At 65.3% G+C, this 18,763-nt stretch carries 18 protein-coding genes; 9 read left to right on the top strand and 9 right to left on the bottom strand.

The window, feature by feature from the left end:
• Positions 1-44 precede the first annotated feature (44 nt).
• Both U4Y88_RS23605 and U4Y88_RS23600 read right to left on the bottom strand, forming a co-directional pair.
• A complete protein-coding gene (locus U4Y88_RS23605; protein WP_321786801.1) occupies positions 45-848 on the bottom strand; it encodes an aldo/keto reductase in 804 nt (267 codons plus the stop codon).
• Between the two features lie 55 nt (positions 849-903).
• Positions 904-1,866: a substrate-binding domain-containing protein gene (locus U4Y88_RS23600; protein ID WP_321786800.1), complete on the bottom strand. Its 963-nt coding sequence runs from the start codon at positions 1,864-1,866 to the stop codon at positions 904-906.
• Between the two features lie 132 nt (positions 1,867-1,998).
• Here U4Y88_RS23600 and U4Y88_RS23595 point away from each other — a divergent pair, with 132 nt between their 5' ends.
• The gene (locus U4Y88_RS23595) at positions 1,999-2,967 is read left to right on the top strand and encodes an SDR family NAD(P)-dependent oxidoreductase (protein ID WP_321786799.1); all 969 of its coding nucleotides are present in this window, start codon (positions 1,999-2,001) and stop codon (positions 2,965-2,967) included.
• Between the two features lie 62 nt (positions 2,968-3,029).
• On the opposite strand, the gene U4Y88_RS23590 is transcribed toward U4Y88_RS23595, so the two are convergent.
• The 7 genes from U4Y88_RS23590 to U4Y88_RS23560 form a co-directional block, all read right to left on the bottom strand.
• Positions 3,030-3,962: an electron transfer flavoprotein subunit alpha/FixB family protein gene (locus U4Y88_RS23590; RefSeq protein ID WP_321786798.1), complete on the bottom strand. Its 933-nt coding sequence runs from the start codon at positions 3,960-3,962 to the stop codon at positions 3,030-3,032.
• Between the two features lie 14 nt (positions 3,963-3,976).
• Entirely contained in the window at positions 3,977-4,726 is a 750-nt protein-coding gene (locus tag U4Y88_RS23585) for an electron transfer flavoprotein subunit beta/FixA family protein (protein WP_321787078.1), read from the bottom strand.
• Positions 4,727-4,793: 67 nt separating this feature from the next.
• Positions 4,794-5,651, bottom strand: a complete 858-nt coding sequence (locus U4Y88_RS23580) for a MurR/RpiR family transcriptional regulator (protein WP_224012940.1) — start codon at positions 5,649-5,651, stop codon at positions 4,794-4,796.
• Between the two features lie 99 nt (positions 5,652-5,750).
• Positions 5,751-6,755, bottom strand: coding sequence for an ABC transporter permease (locus tag U4Y88_RS23575; RefSeq protein WP_224012939.1), 1,005 nt, complete (start codon positions 6,753-6,755; stop codon positions 5,751-5,753).
• A gap of 71 nt (positions 6,756-6,826) precedes the next feature.
• Positions 6,827-8,389 (bottom strand): sugar ABC transporter ATP-binding protein, encoded by a 1,563-nt coding sequence (locus U4Y88_RS23570; RefSeq protein WP_224012938.1) that lies wholly within the window; start codon positions 8,387-8,389, stop codon positions 6,827-6,829.
• A gap of 80 nt (positions 8,390-8,469) precedes the next feature.
• Complete coding sequence (locus U4Y88_RS23565) at positions 8,470-9,447, bottom strand: substrate-binding domain-containing protein (protein ID WP_321786796.1); 978 nt, start codon at positions 9,445-9,447, stop codon at positions 8,470-8,472.
• A 54-nt stretch (positions 9,448-9,501) separates the two neighbouring features.
• Positions 9,502-10,941, bottom strand: a complete 1,440-nt coding sequence (locus tag U4Y88_RS23560) for an FAD-binding oxidoreductase (protein WP_321786794.1) — start codon at positions 10,939-10,941, stop codon at positions 9,502-9,504.
• Between the two features lie 168 nt (positions 10,942-11,109).
• Between U4Y88_RS23560 and U4Y88_RS23555 the strand changes: the two genes are divergently transcribed.
• Genes U4Y88_RS23555 through U4Y88_RS23520 form a run of 8 tightly spaced genes read left to right on the top strand, consistent with a single transcriptional unit; the run spans position 11,110 to position 18,672 of the window.
• Positions 11,110-11,772 (top strand): glucose-6-phosphate isomerase, encoded by a 663-nt coding sequence (locus U4Y88_RS23555; protein ID WP_321786792.1) that lies wholly within the window; start codon positions 11,110-11,112, stop codon positions 11,770-11,772.
• Complete coding sequence (locus U4Y88_RS23550) at positions 11,769-12,740, top strand: shikimate dehydrogenase (RefSeq protein WP_321786790.1); 972 nt, start codon at positions 11,769-11,771, stop codon at positions 12,738-12,740. Before U4Y88_RS23555 ends, U4Y88_RS23550 begins: the two co-directional genes overlap by 4 nt.
• Positions 12,741-12,792: 52 nt before the next feature.
• Positions 12,793-13,566, top strand: a complete 774-nt coding sequence (locus U4Y88_RS23545) for an SDR family NAD(P)-dependent oxidoreductase (protein WP_321786788.1) — start codon at positions 12,793-12,795, stop codon at positions 13,564-13,566.
• Entirely contained in the window at positions 13,557-14,507 is a 951-nt protein-coding gene (locus U4Y88_RS23540) for an MBL fold metallo-hydrolase (protein WP_321786786.1), read from the top strand. The genes U4Y88_RS23545 and U4Y88_RS23540 overlap by 10 nt, the downstream gene beginning before the upstream one ends.
• 43 nt (positions 14,508-14,550) lie before the next feature.
• A complete protein-coding gene (locus U4Y88_RS23535; protein ID WP_321786784.1) occupies positions 14,551-16,116 on the top strand; it encodes a xylulokinase in 1,566 nt (521 codons plus the stop codon).
• A complete protein-coding gene (locus U4Y88_RS23530) occupies positions 16,113-16,805 on the top strand; it encodes an HAD family phosphatase (RefSeq protein WP_321786782.1) in 693 nt (230 codons plus the stop codon). The genes U4Y88_RS23535 and U4Y88_RS23530 overlap by 4 nt, the downstream gene beginning before the upstream one ends.
• Entirely contained in the window at positions 16,799-17,908 is a 1,110-nt protein-coding gene (locus tag U4Y88_RS23525; RefSeq protein ID WP_321786780.1) for a glycerol dehydrogenase, read from the top strand. Before U4Y88_RS23530 ends, U4Y88_RS23525 begins: the two co-directional genes overlap by 7 nt.
• On the top strand, positions 17,905-18,672 hold the full coding sequence (locus U4Y88_RS23520) for an SDR family NAD(P)-dependent oxidoreductase (RefSeq protein ID WP_321786778.1): 768 nt from the start codon (positions 17,905-17,907) through the stop codon (positions 18,670-18,672). Before U4Y88_RS23525 ends, U4Y88_RS23520 begins: the two co-directional genes overlap by 4 nt.
• Positions 18,673-18,763 lie beyond the last annotated feature (91 nt).

Below are 18,763 nucleotides of genomic sequence, written 5' to 3'. Positions count from 1 at the left end.
TCGAAAACCGAAAATTTTTTGACCAGCATGGCAATGAGCGCGGCTCACGCCCGATTCCACGGCGCGAACGGCGGATTTGCATTGCGCGCACCGCAATCGAGCGCATCGATGCGTGCGAGTTCGTCATCGCTCAGACGCACATCCAGCGCGCGCAGATTCGCACGCTGATGCTCGACGCTGCGCGACGCGGTAATTACCAGCATGCCGCGCGCGAGCAGCCACGCACAGGCGATCTGCGGCGCGTCCACGCCATGACGTTCGGCAATCGCGGAGATCACGGGATCGCGCTGCACGCGCCCCTCGCCCAGCGGCATATACGCGGTGACCTTCATGCCATGCCGATGCGTCGCGTCCACGTCGGCGCGATTCGCGAAGAACGGATTCACCTCGATCTGATTCGTCACGATTGCATCGCCGCCCGGCACCGCAACGGCTTCATCGAGCAACGTCCCGGTGAAATTCGACACACCGTAGTAGCGGATCAAACCCGCGTCCACGGCCTCGCGCATCGCACCGATCGTCTCGGCCACCGGCACGCCGTCGACCGATGGCCAATGCACCAGCGCCACATCGATTACGCCGACACCGAGCCGCTCGCGGCTCGCTTCCAGGCTGTCGAGCACCGCGCGATGGCGCAGGCTGTCGAACCACACCTTGGTCGTCACGCAAATCTCGTCGCGATTCACACCGCTCTCGCGAATGCCGGCGCCAACGGCCGCTTCGTTCTCGTAGTGGACCGCCGTATCGATATGGCGGTAGCCCAGTTCGAGCGCCGTGCGCACCGATTGCGTGGTGATGTCCGGGGCGACGCGGAATGTGCCGAGACCCAGCGCGGGAATAACTGACATCAAGCTTGACTCCAGTTCGATGGAAACTGCATTGCAGTTGAATCGAAGGACCAATTTAAAACACGGCCTTCGGGTGATAGAACTTGTCGATATTGCCGCGATCGATCACGGCGGGCGGCGTATAAGTGATCTTCGGCAGGTTCTGCGCCTGGCCATTCGCGGCCTTGAATCCAAGGTCGACGGCAGTGCGCGCGATCAGCGCCGGATCGTTGAGCGCCGTCGCGCCATACTTGCCCTGCTTGATGAGCGCGAGCGCTTCCTTCTGACCGTCCGCGGCCGCCACGAGCGTGATGCCCTGACGATTCGCGCTCTCGATCGCACGCCGCGCGCCCAGCACCATGCTGTCGTTTTCGCCGAGCACGAGATTGATGTCCTTGTTCGCGACCAGCAGGTCTTCCATCGCCTTCAGGCCGCCTTCGTCGGTCCAGTTGCCCCAGCCCTGCCCCACGATTTGCAGATTCGCCTTGCCGAGCTTTTCGAGCTGCGCTTCGACGATGCCTTCGAGCACGCCATCGCGACGCGCCTTGCCCACCGGATTGCCCTTGTCGCCCGATACGAGCGCGATCTTGAGCGGCTTGTCGCCGAACGTATCGACGACCCAGCGGCCGACCAGCGCGCCGTTTTGTCGATTCGACGATTGCACGAGCGTGAGGTAATTCGCCTTCGGATCGAGATCGGCGTCCATCACGATCACTTTCACGCCCGCTGCCGTGGCTGCATTGACCGCGCTGACCAGGCCTTCGGGATCAGCCGGATCGATGATCAGCACTTTCACGCCGCGTGTGACGAGGTCTTCGACGTCGGCGATCTGTTTTTGCATGGTGCCTTGTGCGTCGGTGACGATCGGCTCGCCGCCGAGTTCGGTCACACGCGCTTTCGCGGCTTGCATGGCCGCCGAGAAATACGGCGCGTTCAGCACCTTCATCGAAATGCCGACCTTGAGCTTGTCGGCACCAAAAGCATGACCCGCGGACACGGCGCAAACGAGCGCGGCCATCAACACATTTCGTAGTCTCATGACGCACTTTCCTGTTTATTTGTTTTGCTTGGCGGGATTGCGATTCACATCGTCACGACAACACTGACCGCCTTCCGCGCGCACGATGGCGCGGAATTTCGACGACGGTGCAAGCGCAGAATAACGATAGTATTGCTATCGTTACATAGGTGTATACGTGAAATCGCGCGCTATCAAACCCAAACATCATTACAAATGATAATGTTTAATAAGCACAGCGATAGTGCGCTGTACTGCACGGAACGACAGCAAAATGCGGGCATGGCGAGTCATGCCATTCACACGATTCACTGCATTCAGGAGCGAACGATGGATTTGAAACTGCGTGGGAAAGTCGCGGTCATTACCGGCGCAAGTGTCGGTATTGGTCTTGCGGTCGCTGAGAGTTTCGCCGCCGAAGGGACGCATCTCGTGCTGGCCGCGCGTCAACGCGAACGTCTGGAAACAGCGGCTCAAGCACTCGCCGCTCGACACGGCATTCAGGCGATACCCGTGGCGTGCGACGTTGCGACGGTCGAAGGCGTGACGCAGCTCGTCGACGCCACCGCCAACGCATTCGGCGGTGCGGACATTCTGTTTAATAACGCAGGCACGGGCAGCAATGAAACGATCATGAATGCGCCCGACGAAAAATGGCAAGCGTATTGGGACCTGCACGTGATGGCTGCTGTGCGTCTCGCGCGCGGCCTCGTGCCGTTGATGAAGCAGCGCGGCGGCGGCGCGATCCTGCACAACGCCTCGATCTGTGCGACGCAGCCTTTGGGCTACGAGCCCATCTACAACGTCACGAAAGCCGCGCTGATGATGTTTTCGAAGACGCTCGCCAATGAAGTGGTGCGCGACAATATTCGCGTCAACACCATCAATCCGGGGCTGGTGCTCACGCCGGACTGGATCAAGACGGCCAAACAACTGACCAGCGAAACGGGCGGCGACTGGGAAGATTATCTGCAACAGGTCGCGAATGAGCACGCGCCGATTCAGCGCTTTGCTTCGCCCGAGGAACTGGCCGATTTCATCGTGTTCCTGTGCTCGGAGCGCGCGAGTTATAGCGTGGGGTCCACGTATTTCGTGGATGGGGGAATGTTGCGAACGGTTTAGACGCGCAAGCGGCACGGCCCTGCTGTTCAAGCAGGGCCGTTAGCGATTGCGAGCGAGCGCGCTCAGGTCAACGCGACGAATTCCGGCACAACGCTGAATAGATCGCCGACGATGCCGTAGTCGGCCACGCTGTAGATCGGCGCTTCTTCGTCTTTGTTGATTGCGACGATCACCTTCGAATCTTTCATGCCAGCGAGATGTTGAATCGCGCCGGAAATGCCCACCGCGATATAAAGCTGCGGCGCGACGATCTTGCCGGTTTGTCCGACCTGATAATCGTTCGGTACATAGCCCGCGTCGACGGCGGCACGCGACGCGCCGAGCGCCGCGTTGAGTTTATCGGCGAGCGGTTCGAGCACCTGGGTGTAGTTTTCGCCGCTGCTCAAACCCCGACCGCCGGAAACGATGATCTTCGCGCTAGTCAGTTCAGGGCGATCCAGTTTCATGACTTCGCGATTGACGAATCGCGCGAGACCACGGTCTCCGGGCGCTTCGATTTTTTCCACCGATGCGCTGCCGCCTTCCGAAGCGACGGCATCGAATGCCGTGGTGCGAACCGTCATCACCTTGATCGCATCTCGCGATTGCACGGTCGCAATCGCATTGCCCGCGTAAATCGGACGCTCGAATGTGTCGGCGCTAATCACCGCCGTGATATCGCTGATCTGTGCAACATCGAGTTTCGCGGCAATACGCGGTGTGACGTTTTTCCCGCTCGCCGTGGCAGGCGCGAGAATATGCGTGTAGTGCTTTGCAATCGAAAGAACCGTCGCTTCGATGTTTTCCGCAAGACCTTGTTCGAGTTGGGACGCATCGGCGAGCAAGACTTTGCCAACACCGACGATCTTCGCCGCCGCATCCGCCGCCGCTTGCGCGTTATGGCCCGCGATCAGCACATGCACATCGCCGCCCAGTTTCTGTGCCGCAGCAACCGTATTCAACGTCGCCGCTTTGATCGACTGATTGTCGTGTTCTGCAATTACCAGATTCGTCATTTTGAATTCGCTCCTCACAGCACCTTGGCTTCGGTCTTCAGCTTTTCGACCAGCGTTTTCACGTCAGGCACTTTCACGCCTGCGCTGCGCTTGGGCGGTTCCGAAACTTTCAGCGTTTTCAAGCGCGGAGCGACATCGACACCGAGATCTTCCGGCATCAGAGTTTCGAGCGGCTTCTTTTTCGCCTTCATGATATTCGGCAGCGTGACGTAGCGCGGCTCGTTCAAACGCAGATCGGTCGTCACGACTGCGGGCAGCGAAAGCGAGAGCGTTTCCGCGCCGCCATCGACTTCACGCGCGACCGTGGCCTTACCATCGGCGACCGTGATTTTCGAAGCGAACGTCGCTTGCGGCAGATTCGCCAGAGCAGCGAGCATCTGACCGGTCTGATTCGAATCGTCGTCGATAGCCTGCTTGCCGAGAATCACCAGCGAGGGCTGTTCTTTATCGACAAGTGCTTTCAGCGATTTGGCCACCGCCAGCGGCTGCAAATCCTCATTCGATTCGATCAGCACCGCACGATCCGCGCCAATTGCCAGCGCGGTGCGCAGCGTTTCCTGCGCCTGCGACACGCCAGCAGAAACCGCAATCACTTCGGTCGCAACACCCGCTTCCTTCAAGCGCACCGCTTCCTCAACCGCAATTTCATCGAACGGATTCATCGACATTTTCACGTTCGCGATATCCACGTCCGTGCCGTCCGACTTCACACGCACTTTCACGTTGTAATCCACCACACGTTTCACAGCGACAAGAATTTTCATATCATACGGATAGCTAAATAATCGAACTGGACAATCACCCGTTTCGAGCAATTGCCAGCCGCAAAAATCAGATCACGCCGGAAGTCCGCATATCGGCGAGATGGCGCTTCATGTCCTGCACGTCGCGCGCGTGGGCCTCGCCCTTTTTCAACGCGACGCTGGTAGACAGAATATCCACGATCACCAGCGCCGCCAGCCGCGACGTGGTCGGTGTGTACACATCGGTGTTTTCAAGCGTCTCCGCCACCACGGCCACATCGCAATAACGCGTCAGCGGCCCGTGCGAACCGGTGATCACCACCACATGCGCGCCGCGTTCCTTCGCCGTGCGCGCGACTTCGATGAGCGAACGCGTCGCGCCGGTATTGGAAATCGCCACCACGGCGTCGCCGGGTTTCAGCATCGAAGCGGCAATGAACTGCTGATGCGAATCCTGATGCGCCACGCACGGCACGCCGAACAGCGGAAACTTCTGCTGCGCGTCCAGCGCCACGATGCCCGATGCGCCAAAGCCGAAAAACTCGATGCGCGAGGCCGCCGCCAGCAGATCGACGGCGCGCCCGATCGCCTCGAAATCGAGCTTCTTGCGCGCCCAGTCGAGGCTCGTGATCGTGTAATCGAAAATCTTCGTGGCCACGGTTTCGGGCGTATCCGCGCCGGACAGCACCGAATGCGTGGCGGGCGCGCCGAGCGCGAGGCTCTGCACCGCGCGGATCTTGAAGTCCTTGAAGCCGTTGCAGCCGATCGTCGTGCAAAAACGCAGCACCGTCGGCTCGCTCACCTGCGCGAGCCGCGCGAGTTCGGACAGGCTCATCTCCGCGATGGAGTGAACGTTTTCCAGAATGTAATCGGCGACCTGCCGGCTGCCGCGCCGCAAATTGGGCCGGGCGCGGTCAATCACTTCGAGGATGTTGTAATCGGGCACGCGAGATTTCCTTCTTTGACGTACGGGCGCGGAGCCAGGGTCCTGCAATCCGGCGCGCCGTGCGTCGTGGTTCGGTCCGCGGCGCGCCAGAAGAGGAGTTTAGCGGAAGATCCAACGCCGCCAGAAGCCCGCGCCCTGCTGCATCAGCACCGCCGCGACGATGATCGCGCCCATCACGACCTGCTGGTGATAGCCCGGCACGCTCGCGAGATTCATGATGTTGCCGATCACGCCCAGAATCAGCACGCCCATCAGCGTGTTGAGCACGCCGCCCTTGCCGCCCGCGAGGCTCGCCCCGCCGATCACCACGGCCGCGATCACGGTCAGCTCGTCGCCCACGCCCACGGTAGGCGCGCCCACGCTCGCGCGCGCCGTCGAGATGATGCCCGCCAGCGAGGCCAGCACGCCCGAGCAGACGTAAGTGCCCAGAATGTGGCGCGCGACCGGCACGCCGGAGAGCCGCACCGCTTCCTCGTTCGAGCCGATCGCACGCACCACGCGGCCCGCGCGCATGCGGCCGAGCGCAACGCCGCCCGCCACGAACACGATCAGCATGACCAGCGTCGGGCCGGGAATGCCCAGATAGCTGTGGCGGCCGAAGTCGAGCAGCGCCTGGCCCGCGTCGTCGACGAGAATCGGCGAGCCGTTCGAAACGATCATGGCGATGCCGCGCGCGACGGTCATCATCGCGAGTGTCACGACGAAGGGCGTCAGGCGACAGAAGGCTACCAGCACGCCCGAGACGAGGCCGCACAGGCCGCCCGTCACGAGCGCCGCCACCAGCGCGAACAAGAGGCCGTGCTCGGGAATCAGCATCGCCGACAGCACGCTGCCGAGCGCCGCGACCGAGCCGACCGACAAATCGATGCCGCCCGTGAGCACCACGAGCAGCATGCCGACCGACATGATGCCGACGCCCGCGACCTGGCGCGTGATGTTCGAAAGATTCGGTGCGGAAAAGAAATCGTCGGAAATAAACGATGCGGCCACAACCAGTACGACGAGGATCGCGACCGTGTTGAAGCGGCGCGCCGTCTGCCAGAGATGCTGCCAGTTGCTGGCCTGGCGCTGACGCGTGTTCGGAGTGGTGGCGCTGGGATTCATGATAGGTGTCTCCAATCTGTCCAATCTATGCAATCTGATACGACTGTCTGTTTCGACGCGCGCGTGCGGCGTCAACCGTGCATGAGCGTGGCGCTTTCACGCGTGCTGGCCTGCTGGCCCGCGAGATCGCCATGCGGATCACCGTGAGATTCGCCGGGATCGCGCCGCAGCGAGAGCGCGAGAATCGCTTCCTCGCTGAAGTCGCCGGGCTGCAATTCGCCGCGAATCCGGCCTTCGCCCATCACCATGATGCGGTCGCACAGGCCCATCAATTCCTGATGCTCGGACGAGATCACGAGCACCGCCTTGCCGCGCTCCGCGAGCTGGTTGATGAGCGTGTAGATCTCGACTTTCGCGCCCACGTCCACGCCGCGCGTCGGTTCGTCGAGGATGATGAGATCGCCGTCCGCATGAAACCACTTGGCGAGCACGACCTTCTGCTGATTACCGCCCGAGAGCGTGGACACATCGGCGTCCATCGAGCGCGCCTTGATGCGCAGCGCGTCCATCAGCTGGGAAACGTAGCCGCGTTCGCGGCCGAACGCGAGAAAGCCGCCCGGCGCGCTCACCGACTTCAGCGAAGCCAGCGTCGCGTTGATGCGGATCGGCATCGACAGCACCGCGCCCTGGCCCTTGCGGTCCTCGGGCACGAGACCGATACCGGCGCGCACGGCCGCCATCGGCGTGCGCACATTGAGGCGTTTGCCCTTCAGCTCGATCGTGCCCGCGTCCGCGCGGTCCGCGCCGAAGATCAGGCGCGCGACTTCGGTGCGGCCCGAGCCGATCAGCCCGCCCAGCCCCACCACTTCGCCCGCGCGCAAGCTGAACGACACATCGCGCACAGCCTCGCCGCGCGACAGGCCGTCCACCTTCAGCACGACGTCGCCGGTCTGCGCCTTGCGCTCGGGAAACAGCACCGAAAGCGGCCGCCCGACCATCTTGCGGATCAGTTCGTCGCGCGTGATCTCGGCGGGCGTCACGGTATCGACGCGGCGGCCGTCCTTGAGCACGGTGATGCGGTCCGCAATGGCGAACACTTCTTCGAGCCGATGCGAGATATAGACGATGCCCACGCCGCGCGCACGCAGCGCACGCACGATTTCGAGCAGACGATCCGCGTCGGACGGCGCGAGCGCGGCGGTCGGTTCGTCGAGCACGAGCAGCTTGAGTTCGCCCGAGAGCGCCTTGGCGATCTCGATCACCTGGCACTGCGCCGCCGAGAGCGTGCCGACCAGCGCCGCCGGATCGATCTCGAACCCAAGACTTTCGATCAGCGCGCGCGCCTTCGCGCGCAGCGTGCGCCAGTCGATCACGGCGGGCAGCGTGCCGAGAAAGACGTTTTCGGCCACGGAAAGATCGGGCGCGAGCGCCGTCTCCTGATGAATCACGGCGATGCCTTCGGCGAGCGCCGCGTGCGGATTGCGCAGCAACATTTCCCGGCCCTGCACGCGGATGCTGCCGGCGTCGGGCTGATGGCCGCCGCCGATCACGCGCATGAGCGTCGATTTGCCCGCGCCGTTTTCGCCGACGAGCGCGTGGACTTCACCGCTGCGGACATCGAAATCGATGTTCTCGATTGCGTGAATGCCGCCGAACCGCTTGTCGATGCCCGTTAGTGCGATGAACGGAATCATTGAACTGTCTCCACTCAGGCGCGCGCCCGGCGTCCGGCGGGCGCGCGCATACGTCGAAAAATACCGGCGAACGAGACGCCTTAGAAAATCGCCTTCGGGTTGTAGTACTTGTCGACGTTGCCCTTCGAGATGGCGACCGCCGGCGTGTACGAGACCTTCGGCACGTTCACGGCCTGGCCCTTCGCGGCCTTCATGCCGATATCGACCGCGGTGCGCGCGACGAGCGCCGGATCGTTGAGCGCGGTCACGCCGTACTTGCCCTGCTTGATGAGCGCGAGCGCTTCCTTCTGGCCGTCGGCGGCCGCGACCAGCGTGATGCCGTCGCGGTTCGCGCTCTGGATCGCGCGGCGCGCGCCCAGCAGCATGCTGTCGTTCTCGCTCAGGACCATGTTGATGTCCTTGTTCGCGACCAGCAGATCTTCCATCGCCTTCAGGCCGCCCTCGTCGGACCAGTTGCCCCAGCCCTGGCCGACGATCTGGAGATTCGACTTGCCGGTCTTTTCGAGCTGCGCCTCGACGATGCCCGAGAGCACGCCGTCACGGCGTTCGCGGCCGACCGGATTGCCCTTTTCGCCGGAAATCAGCGCGATCTTCAGCGGCTTGTCGCCCATGTTGTCGACCACCCAGCGGCCCACCAGCGCGCCATTCTGGCTATTCGACGACTGCACGAGCGTGAGGTAATTGGCCTTCTCGTTGAGCGTGCTGTCGAACACGACCACCTTCACGCCCGCCGCGCTCGCGGCGTTGACGGCGCCCACCAGCGCTTCGGGATCGGCGGGATCGATCAGCAGCACCTTCACGCCGCGCGTGACGAGATCCTCGACGTCCGAAATCTGCTTGCCCATCTTGCCCTGCGCATCGGCGACGATGACGTCCGCGCCCAGTTCGCTCGCGCGCGCCTTCGCCGACTCCATCGCGGCGGCGAAATACGGCGCGTTGAGCACCTTCATCGAAATGCCGACCTTGATCTTGTCGGCGGCGAACGCCGGAGCCGTGGCCAGAATGCCCGCCGTGGCGAACGCGGCTGCGCAAAGCAACTTCTGCATGAGACGCGACATGTCTCCTCCTCTTTTAGGTGTGTCACGTAATGAATCGGCGCGGGGACGCCGGATCTACTTCAACTGCATCGTGGGCGTTGACGGAACGAACAACTTGCCAGGATTCAGGATGCCGCGCGGATCGAGCGCGGCCTTCACCGCGCGCATCGCGGCGAGTTCGGCGGGCGTGCGCGAGAGCGCGAGCACGTCGAGTTTCTTGGTGCCGATGCCGTGTTCGGCGGACACCGAGCCGCCCAGCTCGCCCGTCACGCCATAGACCACGCGCTTGACTTCGGCGGCGGCGCTCGCGGGCCAGTCGGGCTCGTGCACGACGATGTGCAGATTGCCGTCGCCGAGATGGCCGTAGACGAGGATCGTCGCGTTCGGCCAGTGCTCGCGCAGACGCGCTTCGCAGCGCTGCGCCGCGAGCCCGACCTGGGCGACCGAAAAGCTCACGTCGAACGACACGCGGCCAGGAATGAAGCGGCCGTATTCGCCGGGCGCATCGCGGATTGCCCAGAACGCCGCCGCGTGCGCCTCGTTGGCGGCCAGCGCGGCGTCGGTCAGCGTGCCCGCTTCGAGCCTGTCCGCGAGGAACGCCTCGAAGACGTCGGTCTGACTTTGCGGGTCCGCGCCGCTGCTTTCGAGCAGCACATAGAACGCGTGACGGCCTTCGAGCGGCGCGCGCAGTTCCGGCAGGCGCGAGAGCACGAAGTCGTAATAGCCGGGCCACATCACTTCGAACGCCGACACGCCCGCAGGCAAGCGTTCCTGCGCGAGGCGCAGCAGCGTCGTCACGCTTTCGTAGTCGGGCAGACCACACCACGCGGTGGACACGGCGCGCGGCTTGGGCCGCAGCCGCAGCACGGCGCGCGTCATCACGCCGAGCGTGCCTTCGCTGCCGATCAGCAGATCGCGCAGGTCGTAGCCCGTGTTGTTCTTGATCATCTTGCGCAGGCCGCCGACCACGCTGCCGTCCGCCAGCACGGCTTCGACGTCGAGCGCCTGCTCGCGCATCATCCCGTAGCGGATCACGCGGTTGCCGCCCGCATTGGTGCCCAGATTGCCGCCGATCGTCGCGCTGCCGCGCGCGCCGAGGTCGAGCGGGAACATGAAACCGGCCGCGTCGGCGGCTTCCTGCACGGTCTGTAGCGGCGTGCCCGCCTGCACCGTCATGGTCGCGCTGACCGGATCGATTTCCTCGATCGCATTCATCAGTTCGAGACTCAGCGCCACTTCGCCGCCCAGCATGCACGCGCCGCCCGCGAGGCCCGTGAGCCCGCCCTGCGTGACCACGGGCTGATGGTGCGCGTGACAGATGCGCAACGCCGTCGAGACCTGTTCGGTCGTGCGCGGCCGCACCAGCGCGATCGGCTCCGCGCACGGCATGCGGCTGGAGTCGGCGTGACGGCGGCCGGCGAAGTCGGCCGGCAGGCTGACCACGGCGGCCCCGAGCGCCTCGCGCAATGCCGCGACGACCGTGTCGCGCCGCGCCTGTTCGGCCTGTTCTTGCATGGAATCTGCCTCCTACCCGAGATGCATTAACGATAGTGTTGCTGCCATTATATTTGCAAAACTGACGTTTAACCCTAGTGAAAACCCGAGTGTTCGTTTGTTTCACAAACTATATCATCACTAATACTAACGTTTTGCTATCCACACACTGTCAGGGAGAGAAGCACCATGCAATGGCCGGAACCCCGTTCGTTCGACGTGAATCTGGAGACGGGTCTGATGACCGGTACGGATTCGCACTATCAGAAACGGCTTGGCGATCTCGCCGGCCTGTACGCCGACGGCGCCGCGTTCGACGCGCTGGCCGCCGCGCGCGCGGGCGAAGTCGTCTACGAAGTCACCGACCATCGGCCCAACGCGGAGCCGGGCGACCTCATCACGGGCGTGACGCGCATGAGCGCGGGCAAGGTCGGCAAGGAGTTCTTCATGACGCGCGGGCACATCCACGCGAACATCGACCGCCCGGAGCTGTACTTCGGCCTGAAAGGCCACGGCCTGATGCTGATGGAAGCGCCCGACGGCGAAACGCGCATCGTGGAAATCCGCGCGAACACCGTCTGCTACGTGCCGCCGCGCTGGATTCACCGCTCGGTCAATCTCGGCCAGGGCGACTTCGTGATGCTGTTCTGCTATCCGGCCGACTCGGGCCAGGACTACGAGATCATCGAGCGCTCGAACGGCATGCGGCTGCGCATCGTCGAAGACAGCGAGAACGGCGAGAACGGTGGACGTGGCTGGCGCAGCGAGCCGAATCCCGAATGGCGGGCGCGCACGCTCGCGGAAATCGAGGCGCTCGTCGCGCGCCGCAACGAAACGGAGCAAGCCCGATGAGCTACACCGCCGCCACCAAACCGACCTTCTACTTCATCGGCGTGACCACGGCGCAGAGCTCGATCATGCGTGTGTTTCCCGCGTGGGCGCGCCATCTCGGTCTCGGCGACGTCGAAATGAAAGGCATCGACTTTCCGCTGCACGCGAGCCGCGAGGCGTACCGCGAGGCCGTCGAGTTTCTGCGCGACGATCCGCTCTCGCTCGGCGCGCTCGTGACCACGCACAAGATCGACCTGTACGCAGCCTGCGAAGACCTCTTCGACGAGATCGATCCGCACGCGCGCATCATGGGCGAAACCAGTTGCCTCTCGAAGCGCGGCGGCAAGTTCGTCTGCCACGCGAAAGACCCGATCACGTCGGGCCTCGCGCTCGACGGCTTTCTGCCGCCCGAGCACTTCGCGCGCACCGGCGCGGAAGTGTTCTCGATGGGCGCGGGCGGCTCGACGATCGCGCTCACCTGGCATCTGATGCAGACGAGCCGGGGCGCGAACCGTCCGTCGCGCGTGATCGTCTCGAACCGCTCGGCCGCGCGCCTGGAGGAAATCGAGCGCATTCACCGCGAGCTGGATCTGGGCGTGCCGTGCGAGTACGTCGTCGCGCCGCGCCCGCAGGACAACGACGCGGTGCTCGCGCGCCTCTCGCCGGGCGCGCTCGTCATCAACGCGACGGGACTCGGCAAGGATGCGCCCGGTTCGCCGCTCACGAACGCGGGCGTGTTTCCCGAGCGCGCCATTGCGTGGGATCTGAACTATCGCGGCGATCTGGTGTTTCTCGATCAGGCGCGGGCCCAGGAAAGCGCGCGCGCCCTGCAGGTCGAAGACGGCTGGACCTACTTCATTTATGGCTGGACGCGCGTGATCGCCGAGGTGTTTCATATCGACATCCCGACGCGCGGCCCGGACTTCGACGAAATCTGCCGCATCGCCGCCGCGGCGGGCAAGCCCGCTCCGGCGAAACCGGCGGCTTGACACCGCAGCGGCTGAATCGCCACCGAACCGACACTGAACCGAAGGATCGACGATGTATCTCGACAAATTCCGCCTCGACGGCAAGCTCGCCGTCGTGACCGGCGCCGCGCGCGGCATCGGCTTCGCCATCTCCGAGGCGCTGACGCAAGCGGGCGCACGCGTGGTGCTCACGGACATGCATCAGGGCGCGCTCGACGAAGCCGTCGCGAAGCTCACGGCCGCGGGCGCGCAGGTCGAAAGCGCGCTGCTCGACGTGACCGACGCCGCCGCCGTGCAGCGCGTGCACGACGCCGTGATCGCACGCCACAGCCGCGTGGACGTGCTCGTGAACAACGCGGGCATCGCCATTTCGAACCATCCCGCCGAAACCATGAGCGACGAAGTCTGGGACCGCGTCATCGACGTGAATCTCAACGGCGTGTTCCGCTGCTGCCGCGCGTTCGGCAAGAGCATGCTCGAACACGGCGGCGGCAGCATCGTGAACGTGGGCTCGATGTCGGGCTTCGTCGTGAACCGGCCGCAGGAGCAGGCGAACTACAACGCGTCGAAGGCGGGCGTGCATCACCTCACGCGCTCGCTCGCCGCCGAATGGGGCGCGCGCGGCGTGCGCGTGAACGCCGTGGCGCCCACGTATATCGACACCGAAATGAACAAGTACGTCTACGACGACCCGGAGATGTATCGCCACTGGGTCGGCGGCACGCCGATGAACCGGCTCGGCCGCGTGGACGAAGTCGCCTCCGTGGTGCTGTTCCTCGCCAGCGAAGCCGCGAGCCTGATGACCGGTTCGATCGTGCTCGCCGACGGCGGCTACGTGTGCTGGTGACGATGCGCGCCGCCACGCTGTCGATCGACGTCGACACCTTCGAGATGCCGCTCGCCGCACAACTCGCGGCGCGCGCACGGCCCGCTGCGAAGCCGTTCACGCCCGCGCCGCCGTCGGGCGGCGTCGCGCTGAACTGGCTCGGCCAGGCGGGCTTCGTGATCGAGGGCGCGGGTTGGCGTCTGCTGATCGATCCGTATCTCTCCGATTCGCTGGCGCGCAAATATCAGGGCACGCGCTATCCGCACCGGCGCATGATGGCCGCGCCCGCCGCGCCCGAGGACTTCGAGCACGTCGACCTGGTGCTGTGCACGCACCGCCATACCGATCACATGGACCCGGACACGCTCCAGCCGCTCGCCAGGCGCTTTCCGCATCTGCGTTTCGTCGTGCCCGCCGCCACGCTCGACGAAGCCATCAAGCGCTGCGGCGTGGACGTCTCGCGCCTGATTCCTGTCGATGCGGGCGAAATCGTCGAACCGCTGCCGGGCGTTCGGGTCGCGCCGGTCCCGTCCGCGCACGAAACGCTCGATATGGACGAACTGGGCCGCCATCCGTGGCTCGGTTACGTGATCGACGTGGCGGGCGTGCGCGTGTATCACTCCGGCGACTGCGTGCCCTACGACGGCCTGCACGAGAACGTGGCGGCCTTGCAGCCGCATCTCGCGCTGCTGCCCGTGAATGGCCGCGACGACGAACGCAGCGGCAACGGCGTGCCCGGCAACTTCACGCTCGACGAAGCCGTCGCGCTCTGCAAGCATGCGGGCGTGCGCGCGATGATCGCGCATCATCACGGCCTGTTCGACTTCAACACGCTCGATCCCGCCGTAATCGACACGCGTATCGTCGAGGAGCGCGGCGCGCTCGCGCTCTATCGCGCGCGCACGCAAACGACCTGGCGTATCCGCGCGAGCGCACAGACGGCACCCCGGCAAAGCGGCTAGCCTGCCGCTTCCCGCATCCCACGGCACCCGAACAGATAGAACGATGATGGAGACAACCCCTTACCTTGCGATCGACGTGGGCACCGGCAGCGTGCGCGCCGCGCTCGTCGACGCCAGCGGCAAGATCCGCCGGCTCGCCGCGCGCGAGCACGAACAGATCGTGCCGCGCTACGGCTGGTCCGAACAGCGTCCTCTCGACTGGTGGACGGGTGCGGTCGAGGCGATCCGCGAAGTGCTCGCCGCCGAGCCCGGCGCGGCGCAGCAGATCGCGGCGATCTGCGCCTGCGGGCAAATGCACGGCACCGTGCTGATCGACGCAAATGGCCAGCTCACGCGCGACGCCGCGCCGCTCTGGAACGACAAGCGTTCGGCCCCGCAGGTCGAAGCGTTCCGCACGCGTTACCGCAGCCAGGATGGCAGCGCCACGCGCGAACGCCACGACTACCTCGCACGCACGGCGAATCCGCCCACGGCCGCGTGGCCCGCGTTCAAGCTCCAGTGGATCCGCGACCACGAACCCGACGCCTACGCGCGCGCCGCGACCGTCTTCATGCCGAAGGACTACGTGAACTTCCGCCTGACCGGCGAGCGCGCGTGCGACTGGAGCGACGCGTCGATGATGTTCCTGATGGACCCGCAAACGCGTACGTGGTCGCCCGCGATGTTCGACGAACTCGGCCTCGACATCCGCAAGATGCCGCCGATCCGCGCGCCGCAAGCGCTGCTCGGTCACGTGACGCGCGCCGCCGCCGCCGCGACCGATCTGCGCGAAGGCACGCCCGTGCTGGTCGGCGCGGCGGACTATCCGGCTTCGGTGCTCGGCTCGGGCGTCTACGAACCGGGCCTCGCCTCCGATATCACCGGCACCTCCTCGATCATCACCGTGATCGCCGAGACGCCCATGCTGCACCCGGAAGTCTCGAACGTGGCCACCTGCGAAGGCCTGTGGGGCCGCTTCACGTTGCTCGACTCGGGCGGCGACGCCATGCGCTGGGCGCGCCGTGCATTCCACGAAAACTCGCTCTCCTATGAAGCCGTCGCGCGCAAGGCCGCCGAAGCGCCGGTCGGCGCAGAAGGCCTGTTTTTCCTGCCCTATCTGACCGGCGAACGCTTCGGCGATCATCCGAATTCGCGCGCGCAGTTCTTCGGCATCGCGGCGCGGCATGGGCTCGCGCATCTGCATCGCGCGGTGCTCGAAGGCGTGGCGTTCGGCGTGCGCCGCCATATGCAGATGATCCAGCCCGAAGGCGTGCCGATCGAACGTCTGGTGGCGGCGAGCGGCGGCGCGAAAGCCGCGCTCTGGCTCGACATCAAGGCGAGCATGTATCGCACGCCGATTCTCGTGCCCGCCGAAGTGGAATGCGGTGTTATCGGCTGCGCGCTGCTCGCCGCGACGGCGTCGGGGCAATTCGCCACCCTCGGCGACGCGGTGCGCAAGTTCGTGCGTTTCGAGCGTGAAGTGCAGCCCGATCCGCGCGCGAGCGATCTCTACGACCGCATGATGCCGCTGTTCGAGCGGCTCTACGTGAACGCCCAGCAGTTTTACGACGATCTCGACGCGCTGCACGACGCGAGCGCCACGGCATCGCTGCAAGGAGAACGCGCATGAGCACGCGTACCGACACTTCGCCGCGCGCGGTCCTGTGGGACATGGACGGCACGCTCGCGCTCAGCGAACCGCTACACATGCGCACGCTGATCGCCGCGCTCGCGCACAACGGCGTGATCGCGGGCGACGAACTGCATCCGCTGATGTTCGGGCAGACGGGCAAGGCCGTGCACCGCATCGTGCAGGAACGATTCGGAATCCAAACCGGTTTCTCTGACTGGTCGGCCTTTCGCGCCGCGCACTATGTGGCCGAGGCGCGTCATCTCGTGCCGCGGCCGGGCGCGCTGGAAGTGTGGCGCGCCGCCCAGGCCGCCGGCCTGCGCCAGGCGATCGTCTCGAACGCGGGACGCATGCTGCTCGAAGCGAATCTGAACGCGTTGGGCCTGCAAGCGCCCGAGCTCGTTTCAGTCAGCGCCAACGACGTGCGCCACGGCAAGCCCGATCCCGAGCCGTATCTGCGCGCCGCGTATCTGCTCGACGTGGCCGCGCGCGACGCGGTTGCTGTCGAGGACAGCCCGACCGGCGCGCAAGCCGCGCTCGCGGCGGGCATGCGCGTGCTCGGCTGGTCCGCGGAAGAAGCCCACGTCGCGCTGTTCCCGCCACAGGTTCAACTCGTGCGCAGCGCCGACGAACTCGCCGCCGCGCTCGGCCTTTCCCTCCCACCTTCGACCTCGCCACGATCATGCTGAAAACCAGTATCTTTCCCTCGCGCTACGTCCAGGGCGCGGGTGCGCTCGACACGCTCGACACCGAACTCGCGCGGCTCGGCACGCGCGCGGCCTGCCTCGTCGACCGCAATGTCGCGGGCCTGCTCGAACCCGCGCTCGCACGCGCCGAGAAAGTCGCGCTGAACGTGCGCGCGGTGGACGCCGCCTGCACCGAGCGCGCGGTCGCCGAAACCGCCGACTGGATCCGTTCGAGCGGCGCGGACATCGTGGTCTCGTTCGGCGGCGGCAAGGTGATCGACACGGGCCGCGCCGCCGCCGACGATCTGCGCCTGCCGTTCGTCTGCGTGCCGACCATCGCGGCGTCGGACGCGCCGTGCAGCGCGCTCGCGGTGATCTACGACGACGAAGGCCGCGTGGTCCGCGACCGTTTCGTGCGACGCAATCCCGATCTCGTGCTGCTCGATACCGCCGTGATCGTGCGCGCGCCCGCGCGCTTTTTTATCGCCGGTATCGGCGACGCGCTGGCCACCTACTACGAAGCCGACGCCTGCCGCCGCGCCTACGCGCGCAACCTGTGCGGCGGACGCGGCACCGCGCTCGCCTTCGAAGCCGCGCGTCTCTGCCGCGACATGCTGTTCGCGCATGCGCCGCAAGCGGTCGCCGACTGCCGCGCCCAGCTCGTCACGCCCGACTTCGACGCCACGCTCGAAGCCACCGTGCTGCTCTCGGGTATCGGCTTCGAATCGGGCGGCGTGGCGGCGGCGCACGCGATCCATCACGGCCTCGCCGACCTGCCTTCCTCGCATGGCCTGCTGCACGGCGAAAAGGTGGCGATCGGCGTGCTCGCCTCGCTGTTTCTTTCGACGGTGCCCGACGAGGAACGCCGCCGCGTATTCGCGTTCTGCCGCGCGGTCGGATTGCCGACGCGCCTGCATCAAATCAACGTCGACGTGGCCGATACCGCCGCGCTCGGCATCGTCGCGGCGCGCGCCTGCCGCGCGGGCGAGATCATCCACAACGAGCCTTATCCGGTCGAACCGGCGATGGTCGTCGCCGCGCTCAAGGCCATGGATGCCTATGCCGCGCGACTCGACTCGCATCACAACACTCAGGATACCGAATGACTACGACGCAAAAACAGGAGTTGCATGCCTTTCGCCCCGGCCTGTTCGACGGCCGCACCGTGCTGGTATCGGGCGCGACCAGCGGCATCGGACTCGCGATCGCCGACGGCTTCGCGTCGCTCGGCGCACAGGTGATCGCGACCGGCAGTTCGGCCGCGAAGCTCGACACGCTGCGCGCCGACTCGACGCTCTCGCACATTCGCTTCGCGCAACTCGATGTGCGCGACGCACAGGCGATTCAGGATTTCGCGGCGAAAATAGACACGCTCGACGTGCTCGTGAACGCAGCGGGCGTCGCGCGACCGTTCGACGAATACCGCGACGATGTGTTTCGCGAAGTGCTCGACGTGAACCTCACGGCGGCGATGCGTCTTTCGATGGCGCTGCGCCCGCAACTCGAACGCACGAAAGGCTGCGTGATCAACGTGGCCTCGATGCTCAGCTATCTCGCCGACGTGGAAGTGCCCGCGTATTGCGCAAGCAAGACGGGCGTGCTCGGCCTCACGCGCTCGCTCGCGCATGCGTTCGGCGCCGCTGGCGTGCGCGTGAACGCGATTGCGCCGGGCTACCATCGCACTGACATGACGCGCCCGCTCTGGGAGTCGCCGAGCGCCGCGCAAAAGATCGCCGCTCGCAGCGCGCTCAAGCGCTGGGGCGAAGCGGAAGATCTGGTGGGCGCGACGCTATTTCTGGCGTCACCCGGCGCGGCGTTCATCACCGGCGCGACTTTGCCGGTCGATGGCGGCTATGTGTCGGGTGCCTGATTGAGTGTGTCGAAGCACCGTTTCATCGAAAGGCCGACGGTCCATCCACCTTGAAAATCGCGGCCGTCGGCGCGCCGCTATCTGCCTGCGG

The sequence above is a fragment of the Paraburkholderia sp. J94 genome (genome assembly GCF_905220285.1).
Lineage (GTDB): Bacteria > Pseudomonadota > Gammaproteobacteria > Burkholderiales > Burkholderiaceae > Paraburkholderia > Paraburkholderia tropica_A.
Note: the sequence above shows the minus strand (reverse complement) of the source record. Positions and strands in the feature narration are given on the sequence as shown.